Below are 18,382 nucleotides of genomic sequence, written 5' to 3'. Positions count from 1 at the left end.
ATTTTTTTGCCACAGATTAAAAGGATTAAAAATGATTTAAAATCTGTGGAAATCTTTTAATCTGTGGCAAAATATTCTTAACGCTTAAAGCGAATTCAAAAATTTCGTCTTCTATCTGAACACTCAAAACTGCGACTGAATACTTAAAAATTAAGGCACATCGTCACCCATACTTTCTGTCCAGATTGCGAACCAGTCTTCTTTATCCATTTCCAATTCTATTGCTTTTGATAAAGATTGAATTCTCGCAACATTTACAGTTCCCGCAATCGGAATTACTTTTGCTGGATGTTTTAAAATCCATGACAATAAAAGTGTATCTGCACCTAAATGGTATTTTTCTAATAAAGTAGAAAACAGTTTTTTCAAACGACGAGTTTGTTTCGTGTCTTCTCTAAAAACAGTTCCCAACGGATTCCAAGATAATGGACGAATTCCGTGTGTTTGCATATAATCTAAACTTCCGTCTAACATTGGTTCATAATGAGTTGCCGAAAATTGTACTTGATTATAGCTCACTTCTGTTTTCTGACGAATCAATTCTGTTTGTGAACTTGTAAAATTTGAAAGTCCGAAATCAATTATTTTTCCTTCTGCTTTTAACTTTTCCACAGCTTCAGCAATTTCGTCAGCTTGCATTAACGGACTTGGTCTATGAAGTAAAAAAACATCTACATAATCTGTTTTTAAATTCTTTAAAGAACCTTCAACCGACTTAATAATATAGTCTTTAGAGTAATCGTAATGTTTGATTTTGTTTTCAGGGCGTTTATCAGCAATCATCTGAATACCGCACTTGGTAATTAATTGTAATTTTTCACGATCAATTTTACTTGCGTGAAAGGCTTTTCCAAAATCGGCTTCGGTCGTATACGAACCGTAAATATCCGCGTGATCAAAAGTCGTAATTTTGTTTTCGATACTCACTTGTATCATGTTTTCCATTTCTTTGGTTGTAAGGTTTTTATCCCAAACTCCCCAATTCATAGTGCCTGAAATAATAGGCGATAAGACTGTTTTGCTCATAATAGTTATGCGTTATTTTTGGTAATAATTATGCTTTAATAAAACATAATCATCAAAGTTCTTAAAAATATAAAAATAGATTCACAATTAGTCCTTAAAATTAGGTCTTTGGTCGAAGTTTTAACCATTCTTTAACATCTTACTTCTTAAAAAATATTCAATTTGCACTCTCAAAAATTAGGCGTTAAAATCAAGGTTTTAAAAATATTTATATGGAAGAAAATACAACGACTTTAGACATTAGAGCGATAAATGAAAAAATTGAAAGAGAAAGTGCTTTTATAGACCTTCTTACAATGGAAATGAACAAAGTTATTGTGGGTCAGAAACATATGGTCGAGCGTTTATTAATCGGATTGCTTGGACAAGGACATATTTTATTGGAAGGAGTTCCAGGTCTGGCAAAAACTTTGGCAATTAATACGCTTTCTCAAGCGGTTCAAGGTTCTTTCAGCCGTATCCAGTTTACGCCAGATTTATTACCTGCCGATGTTATCGGAACCATGATTTACAATATTAAAGCAAACGAGTTCTCTATTAAAAAAGGACCAATTTTCGCCAATTTCGTACTTGCCGATGAGATTAACCGTGCACCTGCGAAGGTTCAGTCAGCGTTATTAGAGGCAATGCAGGAGAAACAAGTTACTATTGGTGACTCTACTTTCAAATTAGATCGTCCGTTTTTAGTATTAGCAACACAAAACCCGGTTGAGCAAGAAGGAACATACGCACTTCCTGAAGCGCAAGTTGACCGTTTTATGTTGAAAACTGTTATTGATTATCCAAAAATTGACGAAGAACGTTTTGTAATTCGTCAAAACTTAAAAGGAACTTACGAAAAAGTAAACCCTGTAGTTTCTGTAGATCAGATTTTACGTGCTCAGGAAGCTGTTCGTGAAGTTTATATGGACGAAAAAATCGAGAAATATATTCTTGATATTATTTTCGCTACACGTTACCCAGAAAAATACAAATTAGCCGATTTAAAACCGCTTATCAGTTTTGGAGCTTCTCCTCGTGGAAGTATCAACTTGGCTAATGCAGCAAAATGTTATGCTTTCATCAAACGTCGTGGTTATGTAATTCCAGAAGACGTTCGTGCAGTTGTTCACGATGTATTACGTCACAGAGTTGGAATCACTTACGAAGCAGAAGCAGAAAACATTACTTCTGTAGACATTATCAACAAAATCGTTAACGAGATTGAGGTACCTTAAAAATAGTTTTCAGTTTTCAGTCACAGTAAACATATTACAATAAACTGCGACTGAAAACTGCGACTGAAAACTAAAGAAATGGATACAAAAGAGCTTTTAAAAAAAGTACGGAAAATAGAAATCAAGACCAAAAGATTGAGTAATCACATCTTTTCGGGAGAATACCACTCTTCATTTAAAGGACGAGGAATGACGTTTAGCGAGGTGCGTCAATACCAATACGGAGATGATATTCGTAACATCGATTGGAATGTAACCGCACGCTACAACGAAGCTCACGTTAAAGTATTTGAAGAAGAACGCGAATTGACTATGGTTTTAATGGTTGACATTTCGGGTTCTGAATCCTTTGGTTCTAAAAATCAATTCAAAAAAGACATCGTAACCGAAATTGCGGCAACGATGGCTTTTTCGGCTACACAGAATAATGACAAAATTGGTTTAATCTTATTTTCTGATACAGTAGAATTATATATTCCGCCCAAAAAGGGTCGTTCACACGTGCTTCGAATCATTCGTGAATTGATCGAATTTGAACCAAAAAGTCACAAAACAGACATCGCTCAGGCTTTGAAGTTTTTATCTGGAACTCAGAAAAAGAAAGCGATTGTTTTCATGATCTCCGATTTTATGTCTGATTCTTATGAGCAAACTTTAAAAATTGCTTCCAAAAAACATGACATTACAGGTGTTCGAGTATATGATATGCGTGAAGAAAAAATTCCAAATTTAGGAATGGTTCAAATGCTGGATGCTGAAACAGGAAAAATTCAATTAGTAGATACAAATTCCAAAACAGTTCGTCTGAATTACGAAAAACATTATCAGGAAAAGTTGAATTACTTTAAAGATACATTCCGTAAATCAGGAGCCGGAGTTGTCAATACCAGAGTTGACGAAAATTACGTTACTAAACTATTAGGCTATTTCAAATCGAGATAAGGATTTTTGATTTTTGATTAACGATTTTTGATTTATGATGTTGAATGATTTGTGAAAGAGAGTATTTAAGAAATGACTAAACAAGAATTAGAAAACAGATTGATTGATTTTGCTGCAAAAGTTATAATTATAGCAAGTAAGTTTGAAAAAAGTTATGCAGGAAATCATTTGTCAGGACAAATAATTAGATCAGGAACATCGCCAGCTTTAAATTATGGTGAAGCACAAAGTGCAGAAAGCAAAAAAGATTTTATTCATAAAATGGGAATTTGCCTAAAAGAATTAAGAGAAACATTCGTTTGTTTAAAAATAATAGAAAAAGCAAATTTATCAACAGATAATGAAGGATTAATGCAAGTGAAAATAGAAGCAAATCAATTAATTTCAATTTTTGTATCTAGCATTAAAACATCAAAAAATAATTCATAAAAATTAAAGATTACAATTTAGAGAACTATTGACTATCCTTGGAAAATCAAAAATCAAAAATCGTTAATCTTCAATCGTTAATCAAATGAAATTAAAGTTTTATATATTTTTATTTTTACTTACTTCTACTGTTTTTGCTCAAAAGCAAGTAGAAACGAGTATTGATACCACCAAAAATAAGATTGGTGCCGAGTTCAAACTGACGCTTAAAACAGTTGTGACTTCTACAGCGAAAGTTGAATTTCCAAAACTTAAAAATATTGGACCGTTAGAAGTTATTCAGTCTTATCCAATTGATACTGTAAAAAAAGACGGTACTTACGAACTTGTAAAAAAATATGGTTTAACACAGTTTGATTCTGGTCGTTATACAATTCCAAGTATTAAGATTTTAATTGATAAAAAACCTTTTTTCAGCGATTCTATCAAAGTTGAAGTAGCCCCTGTAAAAGTGGATACTTTACAGCAAAAAATGTATGACATCAAAGATATTGCTTCGGTAGATGAAGGAATGGGAAATTGGTGGATTTACGTTTTAATCATTTTGATTATTGCTGGAATCGGAGCTTTTGTTTACTGGTATGTCAAAAAACGTCAGTTGAAAAAAATCGAAGAAGAAGTTTATAAAACACCTATCGAAAAAGCAACAAGTTTACTGAACAACTTAGAGAAAAAAGAACTGGTTCAAAAAGGAGAAGTAAAAGAATATTATAGCGAATTAACAGATATTGCTAGAAATTATATCGAAGAAGCTATTCACATTCCAGCAATGGAAAGTACAACTTCAGAGTTGATTACAGCAATTAGAGAAGCATCTACCAAAAAGAAAATGACACTTACGCCAGAAACGGTTGAGAATCTGGAGCGTGTTTTACGTCAGGCCGATTTGGTAAAATTTGCGAAATCTAAACCGCTTGAATTTGAAATTACCGAAGACCGAAATAAAATTCAGAAAGTAATTTTAACTCTTGATAATGCGATTCCAACTGAAGTTCCAGAAGATATTGAAGATCAATTGTTGAATGAAGCACAAAGACAAAAACAAATTAAGGAACAACTTCGTAAAAAACGAAATGCTCGTATTGGATATTCTGTCGCGGCTGTAATTCTTTTATTATTTGTTACAACAACTTTCTTTATTGTTACAAAAGGCTTCAACTACGTAAAAGACAATGTAATTGGTCATCCTTCTAAAGAATTATTAGAAGGCGAATGGGTAAAAAGTGCTTATGGAAGTCCAGCCGTTCTTATTGAAACTCCAAAAGTTTTAAAAAGAATGGACACTGAAAAAGTGCTTCCAAAAGAAACTATGGCTTTGATTAAAGAAATGCAGCTTTTTGTATACGGCAGTATGATTGACAATTTCTATGTCACAGTTTCTACAGCCAAATTCAAACAGCCAACAGATATTGATTTAGCAAAAGCACTTGAAGGTTCATTAAAAGTAATGGAAGCTCAAGGAGCACAAAATATTATTGTAAAACAAGAAGATTTTCAAACAAATGAAGGTATTCAAGGAGTTAAAGGTTACGGAACAATGTCGATTCTGAATCCTGCAACTAAAACGAGTACAAAAGCATACTATGAATTATTACTTTTCAAACAAGATCAGGGTTTACAGCAAATTATGATTTTACATGAAGAAGGCGATACTTATGCTAACGAAATCACCACTCGAATCTTAAATTCTGTTGAACTTCAAAGAGCAAACAACTAATGGGTAATATCAGTTTTTTAAATCCAGAATTTCTTTGGTTGTTTCTATTAATTCCGATTGCAATAATTTGGTTTTTCTGGAAACGCAATCAGCAGTCGGCTACTTTAAAAATGAGTTCGACAGCAGGTTTCCAAAATAGCGAATCGTTGCTTACGAAATTAAGACCTGCATTATATGTTTTCAGAATACTTGCTTTATGTTCACTTATTATCGCCTTGGCGCGACCAAGAACGGTAGACATTAGCAACCAAACCAAAACAACAAAAGGAATTGATATTGTAATGGCAATTGACGTTTCGGGATCTATGCTCGCAAGAGATTTAAAGCCAAACCGTATGGAAGCTTTAAAAAGAGTAGCAGCAGATTTCGTTGGAGAAAGACCAAACGATAGAATCGGATTAGTTTTGTATGCTTCTGAAGCGTATACCAAAACTCCAGTTACGAGCGACAAAGCGATTATTTTGGAAGCGATTAAAGGAATTAAATACGATACAACATTACAAGACGGAACTGGAATTGGAATGGGATTGGCAACTGCTGTAAATCGTCTGAAAGACAGTAAAGCAAAAAGCCGTGTGATTATCCTTCTTACCGATGGTGTAAATAATGCTGGATTTATTGAACCTGAAACTGCTGCAGATATTGCTAAACAATACGGAATTAAAGTCTATACAATTGGTCTGGGAACAAACGGAATGGCAGAATCTCCATACGCATACGCTCCAAACGGAAGTCTGATGTTCAAAATGCAGAAAGTTGAAATCGATGAAAAGTTAATGAGAAGCATTGCTAAAAAAACGGATGGTACGTATTTTAGAGCAACAAGCAACGATAAATTAGCAGAAATATATAACTCAATCAACAAACTGGAAACAACTGAAATTGAAGAACTGAAATTCTATGATTATGATGAAAAATACAGATTTTTTGTTTTGTTTGCAGGGTTTATGTTGTTATTAGAAGTTGGATTAAGAAATACGGTTTATAGAAGCTTTATTTAATATTTTAGTCGCAGTCACGGTTTACAGTTTACAGCTGTAACTGAGACTAAAAAGTGAGACTGAAAACTAGAATTAGAAAATGGAATTAGACGAAAAAAAATATTTATATCTCCTAATACTAATCCCGATTGTGGTGTGTGTTTTTCTTTTCAATATGTATTGGAAAAGAAGAAAACAGCAAGAATTTGGTGATTTGGAAATGGTAAAAAGATTAAGTCCTGAGAAATCAGTTTTTAAACCTGTTTTAAAAATTGTAGTAATTCTTTTGGCACTTACCTGCTTAATTATCGGTTTGGTAAATCCGAAAATTGGAACCAAAATGGAAACCGTAAAAAGAGAAGGTATTGATATTGTTTTTGCTGTCGACGTTTCTAAAAGTATGCTAGCAGAAGACGTTGCACCGAGTCGTTTGGCTAAAAGTAAACAATTGGTTTCTCAAATCATTAACCAATTAGGAAGTGACAGAATCGGAATTGTGGCATACGCAGGAAGCGCTTTTCCCGTTTTACCTATAACATCAGATTACAGCGTTGCCAAAATGTTTCTTCAAAGTATGAGTCCAGATATGGTTTCTTCTCAAGGAACTTCTTTGGATGAAGCAATTAGATTATCGGCAACTTATTTTGATGAAAAAAGCAAAACCAGCAAATTATTAATCCTAATTTCTGATGGTGAGGACCATTCTGAAGGTGCTACTTCTGCTGCAGAAGAAGCCAATAAAATAGGGATGAAAATCATTACAATTGGTGTTGGTACTGAAAAAGGAGGAACAATTCCGTTAAAAGAAAATGGTGTTGTTCGCGGTTATCAGAAAGATCAAAATGGAGAAACGGTAACGACAAAATTAAATCAGGAAGGTTTAAAAACAATTGCAAAAGCAACCAAAGGTGGTTATGTTTATGGCGGAAGTACTAAAGAAGTTTTAGAATATGTAAAAAACGCTTTAAACAATATTCAGAAAACTGAATTTGAAGCTACACAAATGGCAGAATTTCAATCACAATTTCAATGGTTTATCGGGTTTGCATTTTTATTGCTGTTCCTAGATATTTTCTTGTTAGAAAGAAAAACAAACTGGATTAAAGAATTGGATTTATTTAACGAAAAGAAATAAAAAAGTTCGCCATTAATGAATCGAATTCGTGGCAAACAAAAAAATAAAAATTAAGAATGAAAAATTTACTTCTTTATATTTTACTAACGGTTTCTTTGGCAGTTTCTGCCCAAGAGAAAGACAAATCATTGCCTGTAGCCAATGAAGAATATAAACAGAATAAATTTGTTGATGCTGAGGCAAACTATAGAATTTCGGAATCTAAATTTTCTAAAAGATCAACAGCTCCATATAATTTAGGAAATGCTATTTATAGACAAAATCAAGTTTCAGAGGCTAAATATGCTTACGCGAAAGCGATAAAAAATGCTAAAACGAGACCTGAAAAACACAAAGCTTATCACAATCTTGGAAACGTTTTCATGAAAGAGAAAGATTACACGCAGGCAGTTGAAGCTTACAAACAAGCCTTACGTAATGATCCTACAGATGATGAAACGCGTTACAATTATGCATATGCCAAACAAAAACTAAAAGAGAATCCTCCTAAAAACGACAACAAAGACAAGAATAAGGATAAGGACAAAAACAAGGATAAAAACAAAGATAAAGACAAGGACAAAAATAAAGATCAGAACAAAGACAAGGATAAAAAAGACGACAAAGGCGATAAGGACAAAGACAAAAAAGACGGTAAAAATGATCCTAAGAAAGATGACAAGTCTGACAATAAAGGAGAACCTAAACCGCAGCCTGGAGGAATATCCAAAGAACGTGTTCAGAATTTATTAGATGCGGTGAACAACGAAGAAAAGAAAATTCAGGATAAAGTAAACGCTCAAAAAGTAAAAGGTAATCCTAAGAAAACAGAAAAAGACTGGTAAAATTTGGTTAATCGTTTAACCGTTAATTTGTTAATCTGATCCAAACAATACGATGAAACAAAATAACGGTTAAACGATTAAACATTAAACAACGATAAACGATTAAATGAAAAGGTATTTAATTCTATTTCTTCTCACTTTTCAAGGACTTATGGCTCAGGTACAATTTGAGGCCAAAGTCAGCAAAAACACGCTTGGCGTAAACGAAAGACTTCGTATCGACTTTATAATGAATGTTGACGGAGACAACTTCGAACAGCCTTCTTTTGAAGGATTTACAATGGTTGCAGGACCAAGCCAGCAGATCAGCCAATCCTGGATAAACGGACGAAGCTCTTTTCAAAAAATCTACTCTTATATTTTACAACCTGAAAGAAAAGGAGCGCTTCTTATTAAACAAGCTGCAATAGAATACAATGGACAAGTGTACAAAACTTCTCCAATAAAAGTTACCGTTACAAATGCCGTAGCTCAGGAAAGAGATCCAAATGACAGACCTCCAGGATCTGGAAACGAGTTATTGAATCTGGTTGCCGAAATTTCAAAAACAAATCCGTATTTAAATGAACCGATTACAGTCGTTTACAAACTGTATTTCAATAATATTGGTGTAACTGGTTTTAAAGAATTGGCAAAACCTAAATACAATGATTTCTGGAATCAAAACATTGATATCAAACAACTTTCTATTGAAGAAGGATCTTATCAGGGAGAAAGATGTTATTATGTAGTTTTAAAGAAAACCATTTTATATCCTCAAAAATCCGGAAAACTAACAATTGAACCTCTGTCACTTGATATTGGTGTACAATTACCAACAAATCGTCGTAACATGTTCGGTCAAATGCAGATCGTAGAAGACAACAAAGTAGTTTCTGCTGGAGCTAAAACAATAAACGTAAGACCTCTTCCTGAAACTGGAAAACCAGAAGGTTTTACTGGTGCTGTCGGAAAATTGAACTTTACAGTTACGCCTTCAAAAACTACACTTAAAAACGGTGAAGGTCTTGATTTAATTGTAAGTGCACAAGGAAGCGGAAACCTGAAATTGTTTACACTTCCAAAACCTGTTGTTCCGAATGCATTGGAAATGTACGATCCTGTTCATGACGAAAGTGTAACCACTTCACTGTCTGGAATGTCAGGAAGAATTACAGATAAATATACCATCGTTCCACAATACAGAGGAAAATATACGATTAAACCAATGCAGTTTTCGTATTTTGACTTAAGTTCAGGTACTTACAAGACCATTACTTCAAAAGAAATTACAGTTGATGTTTTAGATGGTCCAACACCTGCCGAAGCAAATACAGGAGCCGCAGCTAAAAATGCGACTGCTAATGTGGATCATTTCAGCAACATAAAATCGAAAACTGTTTTAATTCCTATTGCTAAAAAAGAATTTTATGGTTCCGATTTGTATTTAGCGTTATTGTATGCTCCTTTCTTAATTATTCCATTAATCATTTTAGCGAAGAAACGAAAAGAAGCTAGTGATGCTGATGTTACTGGAAACAGAATCAGAATGAACAATAAACTGGCGAAGAAATATTTATCGCAAGCGAAGAAACATCTCAACAACAAAGAGCCTTTCTATATCGCCTTAGAAAAAGCAATGCATAATTTCTTAAAAGCCAAATTGCATATCGAAACTTCAGAAATGAGTAAAGACAATATTAGAGAATTGTTGTTGTCTAGAAATGCTAATGCAGAAACAGTTCAGAACTTTATTGATTTGACAGAAAACTGCGAATTTGCACGTTATGCACCAGCTTCAAGCGCTTCGATTCAACAGGATTATAACAAAGCTGTTTTGATTATTTCTGAATTGGAAAAACAGATTGTTTAAACATACTAAAACAAACCTGACAGGTTTAAAAACCTATCAGGTTTAAACAAGATAAAATGAAAAACATAGTATATCTCTTTTTATTAATCTCTCAGGTTTTCTTTGCGCAAGGGCGCTTTGAATCGGCAAATGCACTGTATCAAAAAGGGCAGTATAAAGAAGCTGTTCAGGTTTACGAAAACATTGTGAAAGAAGATAAATTACAATCTGCTGAATTGTATTTTAATCTTGGAAACTGTTATTACAAACTCAATCAGGTTGCGCCTTCGATTTATAATTATGAAAAAGCTTTAGTCCTTAAACCGAACGACCCTGAAACTTTAAACAATCTGAAGTTCGCTAAAAAACTGACCATTGATGAAATAAAAGAAGTACCAAAAGTTGGTTTTGCCAAACTAATTCAGAATTTCACGTCTATTTTTGATTACAATATGTGGGCAAAAATTGCTGTTGCGATTGGTTTTGTCTTTTTACTAAGTTTTATTGGTTATTACTTTTCAAAAGCTACGCTTGCCAAAAGGATTTATTTTGTTGGAATGTTTATTTTCTTAATTGCTTTTGCATTAAGTATTTCGGCAGCAATGTCTGAAAAAAGTCGTTTTGATAATGATCGTGTTGCCATTGTTTTTTCTGAATTGAGCCAAGTTCGTGCGAAACCTCAAAAATCTGCAAACGGAATTATTTTATTACACGAAGGAGCAAAAGTATATGTTTTAGAAAGTATTGCTGGCTGGAAAAAAGTAGAATTGACAGACGGAACTCAAGGTTGGATCGACTCTTCAACTATTAAAGAAGTAAAATAAATTTTAAAAATATTCAAATACAAAAAATCCCAAATTCCAAGAAACAATTGGAATTTGGGATTTTTATTTTTTGGAATTTAAATATTAATTCACTGCATCAACTAGTCTCACAAACTCAGATCGGTACCCCTCTTCGTCATTTGACAAACCAGATTTTGCTAATCTTTTGATATCTGCACTTGAACTGTTGGCAATATATTTTGATTCACGTAATTTCAATCCGAACCAAGAAACTGCAGTTGTAAATTTGAAATCTGGCGAACTGTTTTCCAAATTCGTTTTCTTGTCTGCTATTACATTTACGATTTCAATACTTTTCTCGCCATCAGGTTTTTTATATCTAAACTTTACTGTTGCCAATTCATCGCTGTAATTTCCATCCACTTTTTGTGTTTTAGTATATTTCAAATCAGACGGAACATAATCACTTTCTACACCAGCGGGAATAATTTCATACAAAGCTGTAACCGAATGTCCGCTTCCTAATTCGCCTGCATCAATTTTATCATTTTTAAAATCTTCCGCATTTAGTTTTCGGTTTTCATAACCAATCAATCGATACGCCTGAACATGTTTTGGATTAAACTCTATTTGGATTTTCACATCTTTCGCGATAGCAAACATTGAGCCTTTAAATTCTTTTCCAAGAAAACGATTTGCTTCCTGAATGTTATCGATGTAAGCGTAATTTCCGTTTCCTTTATCGGCTAGAATTTCCATTTTAGAATCTTTATAATTGCCCATACCAAATCCTAAAACGGTTAAGAAAACACCAGATTCTCTTTTCTTTTCAATCAATTTCAACATATCATCATCAGTTGATGCGCCTACATTAAAATCACCATCAGTGGCTATAACCACTCTATTATTTCCACCTTTGATAAAATTCTCCTGAGCCAATTTGTAAGCCAGTTCAATTCCTTCTCCTCCAGCGGTGCTTCCACCTGCATGCAAATCATCAAAAGCATCCATAATTTCATCTTTATCTTCACCCGAAGTTGGCTCTAAAACTACTCCCGCAGATCCTGCATAAACTACAATCGAAACTTTATCAATACTTCGAAGTTCTTTAACTAAGATTTTCATGGATTCTTTTAACAATGGCAATTTGTTTTGCTCATCCATTGAACCTGAAACATCGACTAAAAAAACCAGATTAGTAGCCGGCAAATTTTCCATTGGAACGTTTTTTCCCTGTAAACCTATCTTTAGCAGTCTGCTGTTTTTATTCCAAGGACAATCACTGTATTCTGTATTTATTGCAAACGGATGCTGACCGTCTGGCTGTGGATATTTGTATTTAAAGAAGTTGATCATTTCTTCAACACGAACGGCATCTTTTGGAACTTTTTGTCCTTCATTTATAAATCGGCGAATATTGGTATAAGATGCATTATCAACATCGATAGAGAAAGTAGAAAGTGGTGTTTTAAGCGGAGATTCAAACGGATTTTCTTCCAATCCTGCGTAGCTTTCCGTGTTTGGTTCAGGAAGAGCATAATCTTCATCAAGTGCGTCAGTTGTAGTAACTGCAATTTCGGTAGCATCTGCATTCTGTTCGGTAGCGTAATCAGCTTTCTTACAGCTGAAAATAGTAAGTACGAGGAATGCCATCATAAAGAAATTAAAATTTCTCATAAAGTAAATTTTTAAAATTAATAATAGGTTATTGGCTTCAAATAAGGACTAGCATTCCGGATGTACTAGAGGCGATTATTTGCATTTTTTCGAGTAAGCAAAATCGTGCCAAAATTTTCTCAATTATTTTTATTAAATGAAAATAAAATCGAAAACCCTGATTTTTAAAGGGATTATCTGAAGAAAATATTTTTTATTTTTTTGCAAAAATGGAAAAAGTGAGAAGTGAAATGTGTTTTTCTTTTGCCACAGATTAAAATGATTAATCCTTTTTAATCATTTTAATCTGTGGCAAAATTTCATGCAGAATTGTAGAGATTGTGATTTTAAATAAACGTATAAATTTTCTCAGGCGTTACACAATAATCCAATTTGATGTCTGATTCGAAAACATCATCGATTTGATTTACGGCTTCAAAAAAGGACAGTCCGATTTTTATGGTTTCTGGTTTACATTCAGCAAGGAATTTATCGTAAAAACCTTTCCCATAACCAATACGGTTTCCAAAAATATCAAAAGCCAAAAGTGGTACAAAAACGACTTCAACTTTAGAAGACGGAACTTCGATTCCATCAATGGGTTCTGGAATATTATATTCGTTCTTTTTTATTTTAGTATTATCTGTTAACAGAAAATGGGTCATTTTTCTGGTTTCGAAATCACTTTTGGAAATCAGGATTTCTTTGTCTTTTCCAGAAAGTAAATGCAGTACGAATTCGGTATTGACTTCTTTATGTTCTTCGATAGGAAGAAAAACGTGATAATAGATTTTATCCCAAATTGGCATTTGAATCAATTGGTTGGCAATCGCCAGACTTTTTTCTTCTATTTCATCAAAAGAAAGTGCTTTACGGAAGTTTTTATATTCAATTCGAAGTTCTTTTTTACTCGTCGGCATTATCGGGATTACTTTTAGATAAATGATAAATAGCATCGCCTTCGTAAACAATTGGCGAATGGTTGGCATTAATCACATAACCATCATGCGGTGCTTTGATTTTTTGTTCAAATTTTCCAAACGGATCTGTAATAATGGCTAAGATAGTGCCTTTGGTTACATATTTCCCAATCAAATTAAAATCATGTAAAAGTCCTGAACATTTTGCACGAAGCCAAACCGAATGTTTAATATAAATGGAAGGCGTTAATGCTGGTTCTGCAATTTGTTTAGAATCTAGCATCCCTAAATAATGAAGCAACCGTTTGGTGCCCAAAACTCCCTGATTGGCAATTTCGTTATTAATATCTAATGATTTTCCGCCTTCAAAAAGTAGCATTTTTACATTGGCATTTTCAGAAGTTTTCCTGAAAGAACCATTTATATTTTTAGAATAAAGTGTAAAAGGCGCATTAAAAATATCTGCCAGAACTTTCAATTCGGGATTATTTTCGGTAATTCTAATTTGCGGTGCATTGAAACGACTTGCTCCACCCGCATGAAAATCGACTGCATAATCTAAAATCGGTAGAATTTCTTCGACAATATGATACGCAAATCGGCTGGCAAGTGAACCTTTTTTGCTTCCTGGAAAAACACGATTTAAGTCACGACCATCTGGAAATTCTCGGGATTTATTCACAAAACCATACATATTGATAACGGGAATACAAATAATTGTACCACGAGAAGGCCTGTTAATTTTCTTGCTGATAATCTGACGAACAACTTCTACACCGTTTATTTCGTCTCCATGAATGCCTGCCGAAAATAAAACAGTCGGTCCTTCATGCTTAGAACGACGGACAATAACAGGAATATTCAGTTTTGTTGTAGTATGTAACCGAGCAATTTCGACGTTTATGGTTCTGTGTTCTCCTGGCAAAATCGATTCGCCAAAAATAACCAATGGAGTACTATTTTTCATGTAGAATTATAAAATCTAAATATAGAAATTATTCTTTTGATTTCGTAAATTTGAAACTAATTCAATGTTAAGCTTCTTTTTGAAATCGGAATGGTTTTTGAAAAGCTTTTCAAACATCTTCAGAAATAAAAAAGAATGCAAAAACCAGCCTTAGATCTTCAAATTTTAACTTTACCAGACAATCCGGGTGTTTATCAATATTATGATAAAGACGGGAAAATCTTGTATGTGGGTAAAGCCAAAAATTTAAAAAAAAGGGTTTCTTCCTATTTCAATAAAATTCACGATACTGCCAAAACAAATGTCTTGGTAAAAAAAATCGTGACCATAAAACACATCGTTGTTCCAACTGAAACCGATGCACTTTTATTAGAAAATAATTTAATTAAAACTTTACAGCCGAGATACAATGTTTTACTTCGTGATGACAAAAGTTATCCTTGGATTTGTATCAAAAAAGAACCTTTTTCTAGAATATTTTTAACGAGAAGAATGGTCAAAGATGGCTCTGAATATTTTGGTCCGTATACGAATTTCAAAATGGTGCACACGATTTTGGATTTGATTAAAGAATTATATCCGCTTCGAACTTGCAATTACGATTTGAGTGAATCGAATATTAAATCGGGAAAATTTAAAGTTTGTCTGGAATATCATATTGGCAATTGCAAAGGCCCGTGCGAAGGTTTGGAACCTTTGGAAGAATACCAAAGACAAGTCAATGCAATTCGCGAAATCTTGAAAGGAAATTTTAAAGAAAGTTTAAAAGATTTCAAGAAATTGATGAACACTTATGCGCAGAATTTACAATTTGAAGAAGCCCAGAAAATCAAAGAAAAGATTGAAGTTTTAGAGAATTATCAATCTCGATCTACCATTATCAATCCGAAGATTACCAATATTGATGTTTTTTCGATTGTGTCTGATGAAAGTGCAGCTTATGTCAATTTCCTGCAAATTTCTCACGGTTCGATTATTCGTTCGCACACTTTAGATATTAAGAAAAAGCTGGACGAATCAGATGAAGAATTATTAGAATTGGCAATTGTAGAATTGCGTGAACGTTTTCAATTATTATCTAAAGAAATTATTGTTCCTTTTGAATTGGATTTGGGCGAAAACATTAAAGTGACAGTTCCGCAACTTGGTGATAAAAAACAGATTTTAGATTTATCAATTCGAAATGCCAAATTCTATCGAATTGAACAATTGAAACAATTACAAATTGTAGATCCGGATCGACATGTAAACCGAATTATGGCACAAATGCAGAAAGATTTACGTCTTCCTGTTGAGCCTCGACATATAGAATGTTTTGATAACTCGAATATTCAAGGAACAAATCCTGTGGCGGCTTGTGTCGTTTTCAAAGATGGAAAGCCAAGTAAAAAAGATTACCGTCATTTTAATGTCAAAACCGTAGAAGGTCCTGACGACTTTGCTTCGATGACCGAAATTGTGGGACGACGCTACAAAAGATTATTGGAAGAAAACGAGCCGTTGCCACAATTAATTATTATTGATGGGGGAAAAGGACAACTTTCGGCTGCTTTAAAAAGTATAGATGAATTAGGTTTAAGAGGAAAAATTGCCATAATCGGAATCGCAAAACGCTTGGAAGAACTTTTTTATCCAGGTGATTCTATTCCATTATATCTGGATAAAAAATCAGAAACTTTAAAGGTAATTCAGCAATTACGAAACGAAGCGCACCGATTCGGAATCACTTTTCACCGTGACAAACGAAGCAAAGCAGCATTAAATTCGTCGGTAGAAAGTATTCCCGGAATTGGCGAGAAAACCATGACGACATTAATACAACATTTCAAAAGTGTTAAAAGATTGAAATTAGCTACAGAAAAAGAAATTTCAGACGTTATCGGAGTATCAAAAGCCAAAAAAATTGTCGAATTTTACAAAACCAACTAAAGAATCTATGCGCCTAACTTTGTCAGCAATTCCTATTACTAGGTTAAAAAGACTTTTTTCCAATTCCGTTTGGAGTTGTTTGGGCGTACATTTTATATTCTTTTCACTGCTTACGCAAAAAGCAATTTCACAGGAAGTAAAAAAAGACAGTGTAAAAAGACCAAAAATTGGTTTGGTTTTAAGTGGTGGTGGCGCAAAAGGTTTCGCACATATTGGAGTTCTTAAAGTTTTGGAAGAAGCCGGAATCAAAATCGATTATATTGGCGGAACCAGTATGGGATCTGTAATTGGCGGACTTTATGCTTCTGGTTATAATGCTTCGCAAATCGATTCGATTTTCAAAAAAACTAATTTTGACGAATTAATAAACGATTACATTCCGCGTTCCTCAAAGAATTTCTACGGAAAAAAGAATGATGAATTGTATGCGATAGTTTTACCATTCAGTAATTTTAGAGTCGGAATTCCCGAAGCACTTTCAAAAGGAATGTACAATTATAATTTGTTGAGCAGTTTAACTAGAAACGTTCGACACATTCGCGATTTCAACAAACTTCCAACTCCATTTTTATGTATCGGAACCAACATTGAAACTGGTGAAGAAGTTTTATTAAACAAAGGAAATCTCGTTCAGGCGATGATGGCGAGTGCGGCTTTCCCTTCCCTTTTCACTCCCGTTGAAATTGATGGGAATTTATTGGTTGATGGTGGTGTTGTAAACAATTATCCTATTCAGGAAGTTCGTAATCTTGGCGCTGATATCATTATTGGTGTCGATGTTCAGGATGATTTGATGAAAAGGAAAAACTTGAAAAACGCTACTAGAATTTTGGTTCAAATTACCAATCTTCAGTCTATTGATAAAATGAAAAACAAAATCAAAGACACCGATGTTTACATAAAACCAGACATTCGCGATTATGGTGTAATTTCATTTGATAAAGGAGAAGAAATCATTCGAAAAGGAGAAGAAGCGGCTTTTGCAGTTTATGAAAAAATCAAAGCCTTATCCAATGAAACTACTTTTTATAAAAAGCCAAAACTAAAAGTTGCTACAGATACTATTCACATTCAGAAAATAAATACTGAACTTTTAGATAATTATACAAAAGAATACATCCGCGGTAAACTTCGTTTCAAACCAGGAAGCACTATTACTTATAATGGTTTGAAAGCTGGAATTAACAACTTAAATGCAACACAAAACTTTAGCACCATTTCGTATTGTCTTCAGCCAGACGGCGAAAAAGATGATTTGGATTTGGTTTTAAAAGAAAACCCGACACAAACTTATTTAAAGCTTGGACTTCATTACGATGGACTTTACAAAAGTGGCATTTTGTTGAATTTGACTCATAAAAAGACATTTCTTAAAAATGATGTGACTTCATTAGACATTATTTTAGGAGACAATTTCAGATACGATTTCAATTATTATGTAGAAAATGGTTTCAATATCAGTTTTGGTTTCCGTTCACGATTAAGTCAATTCAACCGAAATGTAACCACGAGTTTAAGTAACGTGATTAATCAAAATCCAAATGTCAACTTAATTAATGTTGACTTCATGGATGTCAACAATCAAGCTTATTTTCAAACTATTTTTGTTCAGAAGTTTTTAATGGGCGGTGGATTAGAATATAAATATCTAAAGATCAATTCACCTACTTTGGCCAACGAAAATAATATCATTGACAAAAGCAGTTATTTCAGTGCTTTTGCTTATTTAAAATATGATTCGTTTGACGATAAATATTATCCAAGTTCTGGATTGTATTTTTCTACTGACTTGCAAACTTATCTGGCATCTTCAGATTATACGAAAACTTTTAAACCTTTTTCGATGGCAAAAGCCGAAGTTTCTTTTGTGAATCCTTTGTTTAGAAGAGCTACTTTTAAAATTGATGCCGATGCTGGTTTTACTTTTGGAAACAGCAGTGTTCCGTTTTTTGATTTTATTTTAGGTGGTTATGGTTACAGCAAAATCAACAACTTCAATTATTTTTATGGATATGATTTTTTAA

Annotated in this window: 15 protein-coding genes; 11 read left to right on the top strand and 4 right to left on the bottom strand. The window is 33.5% G+C overall.

From position 1 onward, the window contains the following. Positions 1-150: 150 nt before the first annotated feature. Positions 151-1,026: an aldo/keto reductase gene (locus VGE71_RS11105; RefSeq protein WP_331138389.1), complete on the bottom strand. Its 876-nt coding sequence runs from the start codon at positions 1,024-1,026 to the stop codon at positions 151-153. Positions 1,027-1,238: 212 nt separating this feature from the next. Between VGE71_RS11105 and VGE71_RS11100 the strand changes: the two genes are divergently transcribed. From VGE71_RS11100 to VGE71_RS11060, 9 genes are all read left to right on the top strand, one after another. After that, positions 1,239-2,243: an AAA family ATPase gene (locus VGE71_RS11100; protein ID WP_091494435.1), complete on the top strand. Its 1,005-nt coding sequence runs from the start codon at positions 1,239-1,241 to the stop codon at positions 2,241-2,243. A 78-nt stretch (positions 2,244-2,321) separates the two neighbouring features. Continuing rightward, positions 2,322-3,185 (top strand): DUF58 domain-containing protein, encoded by an 864-nt coding sequence (locus VGE71_RS11095; protein ID WP_144216982.1) that lies wholly within the window; start codon positions 2,322-2,324, stop codon positions 3,183-3,185. 72 nt (positions 3,186-3,257) lie between these two features. After that, a complete protein-coding gene (locus tag VGE71_RS11090) occupies positions 3,258-3,614 on the top strand; it encodes a four helix bundle protein (protein ID WP_331138388.1) in 357 nt (118 codons plus the stop codon). A gap of 85 nt (positions 3,615-3,699) precedes the next feature. Then, the gene (locus tag VGE71_RS11085) at positions 3,700-5,331 is read left to right on the top strand and encodes a hypothetical protein (RefSeq protein WP_331138387.1); all 1,632 of its coding nucleotides are present in this window, start codon (positions 3,700-3,702) and stop codon (positions 5,329-5,331) included. After that, positions 5,331-6,332 (top strand): VWA domain-containing protein, encoded by a 1,002-nt coding sequence (locus VGE71_RS11080; protein WP_331138386.1) that lies wholly within the window; start codon positions 5,331-5,333, stop codon positions 6,330-6,332. Before VGE71_RS11085 ends, VGE71_RS11080 begins: the two co-directional genes overlap by 1 nt. Positions 6,333-6,411: 79 nt before the next feature. Then, positions 6,412-7,446: a VWA domain-containing protein gene (locus tag VGE71_RS11075; RefSeq protein WP_331138385.1), complete on the top strand. Its 1,035-nt coding sequence runs from the start codon at positions 6,412-6,414 to the stop codon at positions 7,444-7,446. A 56-nt stretch (positions 7,447-7,502) separates the two neighbouring features. After that, entirely contained in the window at positions 7,503-8,270 is a 768-nt protein-coding gene (locus VGE71_RS11070) for a tetratricopeptide repeat protein (protein ID WP_331138384.1), read from the top strand. Positions 8,271-8,376: 106 nt separating this feature from the next. Continuing rightward, positions 8,377-10,122: a BatD family protein gene (locus VGE71_RS11065; RefSeq protein WP_331138383.1), complete on the top strand. Its 1,746-nt coding sequence runs from the start codon at positions 8,377-8,379 to the stop codon at positions 10,120-10,122. Positions 10,123-10,178: 56 nt separating this feature from the next. Next, a complete protein-coding gene (locus VGE71_RS11060) occupies positions 10,179-10,925 on the top strand; it encodes a tetratricopeptide repeat protein (protein ID WP_331138382.1) in 747 nt (248 codons plus the stop codon). 84 nt (positions 10,926-11,009) lie between these two features. On the opposite strand, the gene VGE71_RS11055 is transcribed toward VGE71_RS11060, so the two are convergent. From VGE71_RS11055 to VGE71_RS11045, 3 genes are all read right to left on the bottom strand, one after another. Next, the gene (locus tag VGE71_RS11055) at positions 11,010-12,563 is read right to left on the bottom strand and encodes a vWA domain-containing protein (protein ID WP_414656172.1); all 1,554 of its coding nucleotides are present in this window, start codon (positions 12,561-12,563) and stop codon (positions 11,010-11,012) included. 326 nt (positions 12,564-12,889) lie between these two features. Next, the gene (locus tag VGE71_RS11050; RefSeq protein WP_331138381.1) at positions 12,890-13,462 is read right to left on the bottom strand and encodes a 5-formyltetrahydrofolate cyclo-ligase; all 573 of its coding nucleotides are present in this window, start codon (positions 13,460-13,462) and stop codon (positions 12,890-12,892) included. Next, complete coding sequence (locus VGE71_RS11045) at positions 13,449-14,429, bottom strand: succinylglutamate desuccinylase/aspartoacylase family protein (RefSeq protein WP_331138380.1); 981 nt, start codon at positions 14,427-14,429, stop codon at positions 13,449-13,451. The genes VGE71_RS11050 and VGE71_RS11045 overlap by 14 nt, the downstream gene beginning before the upstream one ends. Positions 14,430-14,564: 135 nt before the next feature. Here VGE71_RS11045 and uvrC point away from each other — a divergent pair, with 135 nt between their 5' ends. Beyond that, positions 14,565-16,358, top strand: a complete 1,794-nt coding sequence (gene uvrC / locus VGE71_RS11040) for an excinuclease ABC subunit UvrC (RefSeq protein WP_331138379.1) — start codon at positions 14,565-14,567, stop codon at positions 16,356-16,358. 7 nt (positions 16,359-16,365) lie between these two features. After that, positions 16,366-18,382 (top strand): patatin-like phospholipase family protein (locus VGE71_RS11035; protein WP_414656173.1); only part of this gene is annotated, 2,017 nt, incomplete at its 3' end.

It is taken from the genome of Flavobacterium sp. (genome assembly GCF_036405015.1).
In the GTDB taxonomy this organism is placed as follows: Bacteria; Bacteroidota; Bacteroidia; order Flavobacteriales; family Flavobacteriaceae; genus Flavobacterium.
Note: the sequence above shows the minus strand (reverse complement) of the source record. Positions and strands in the feature narration are given on the sequence as shown.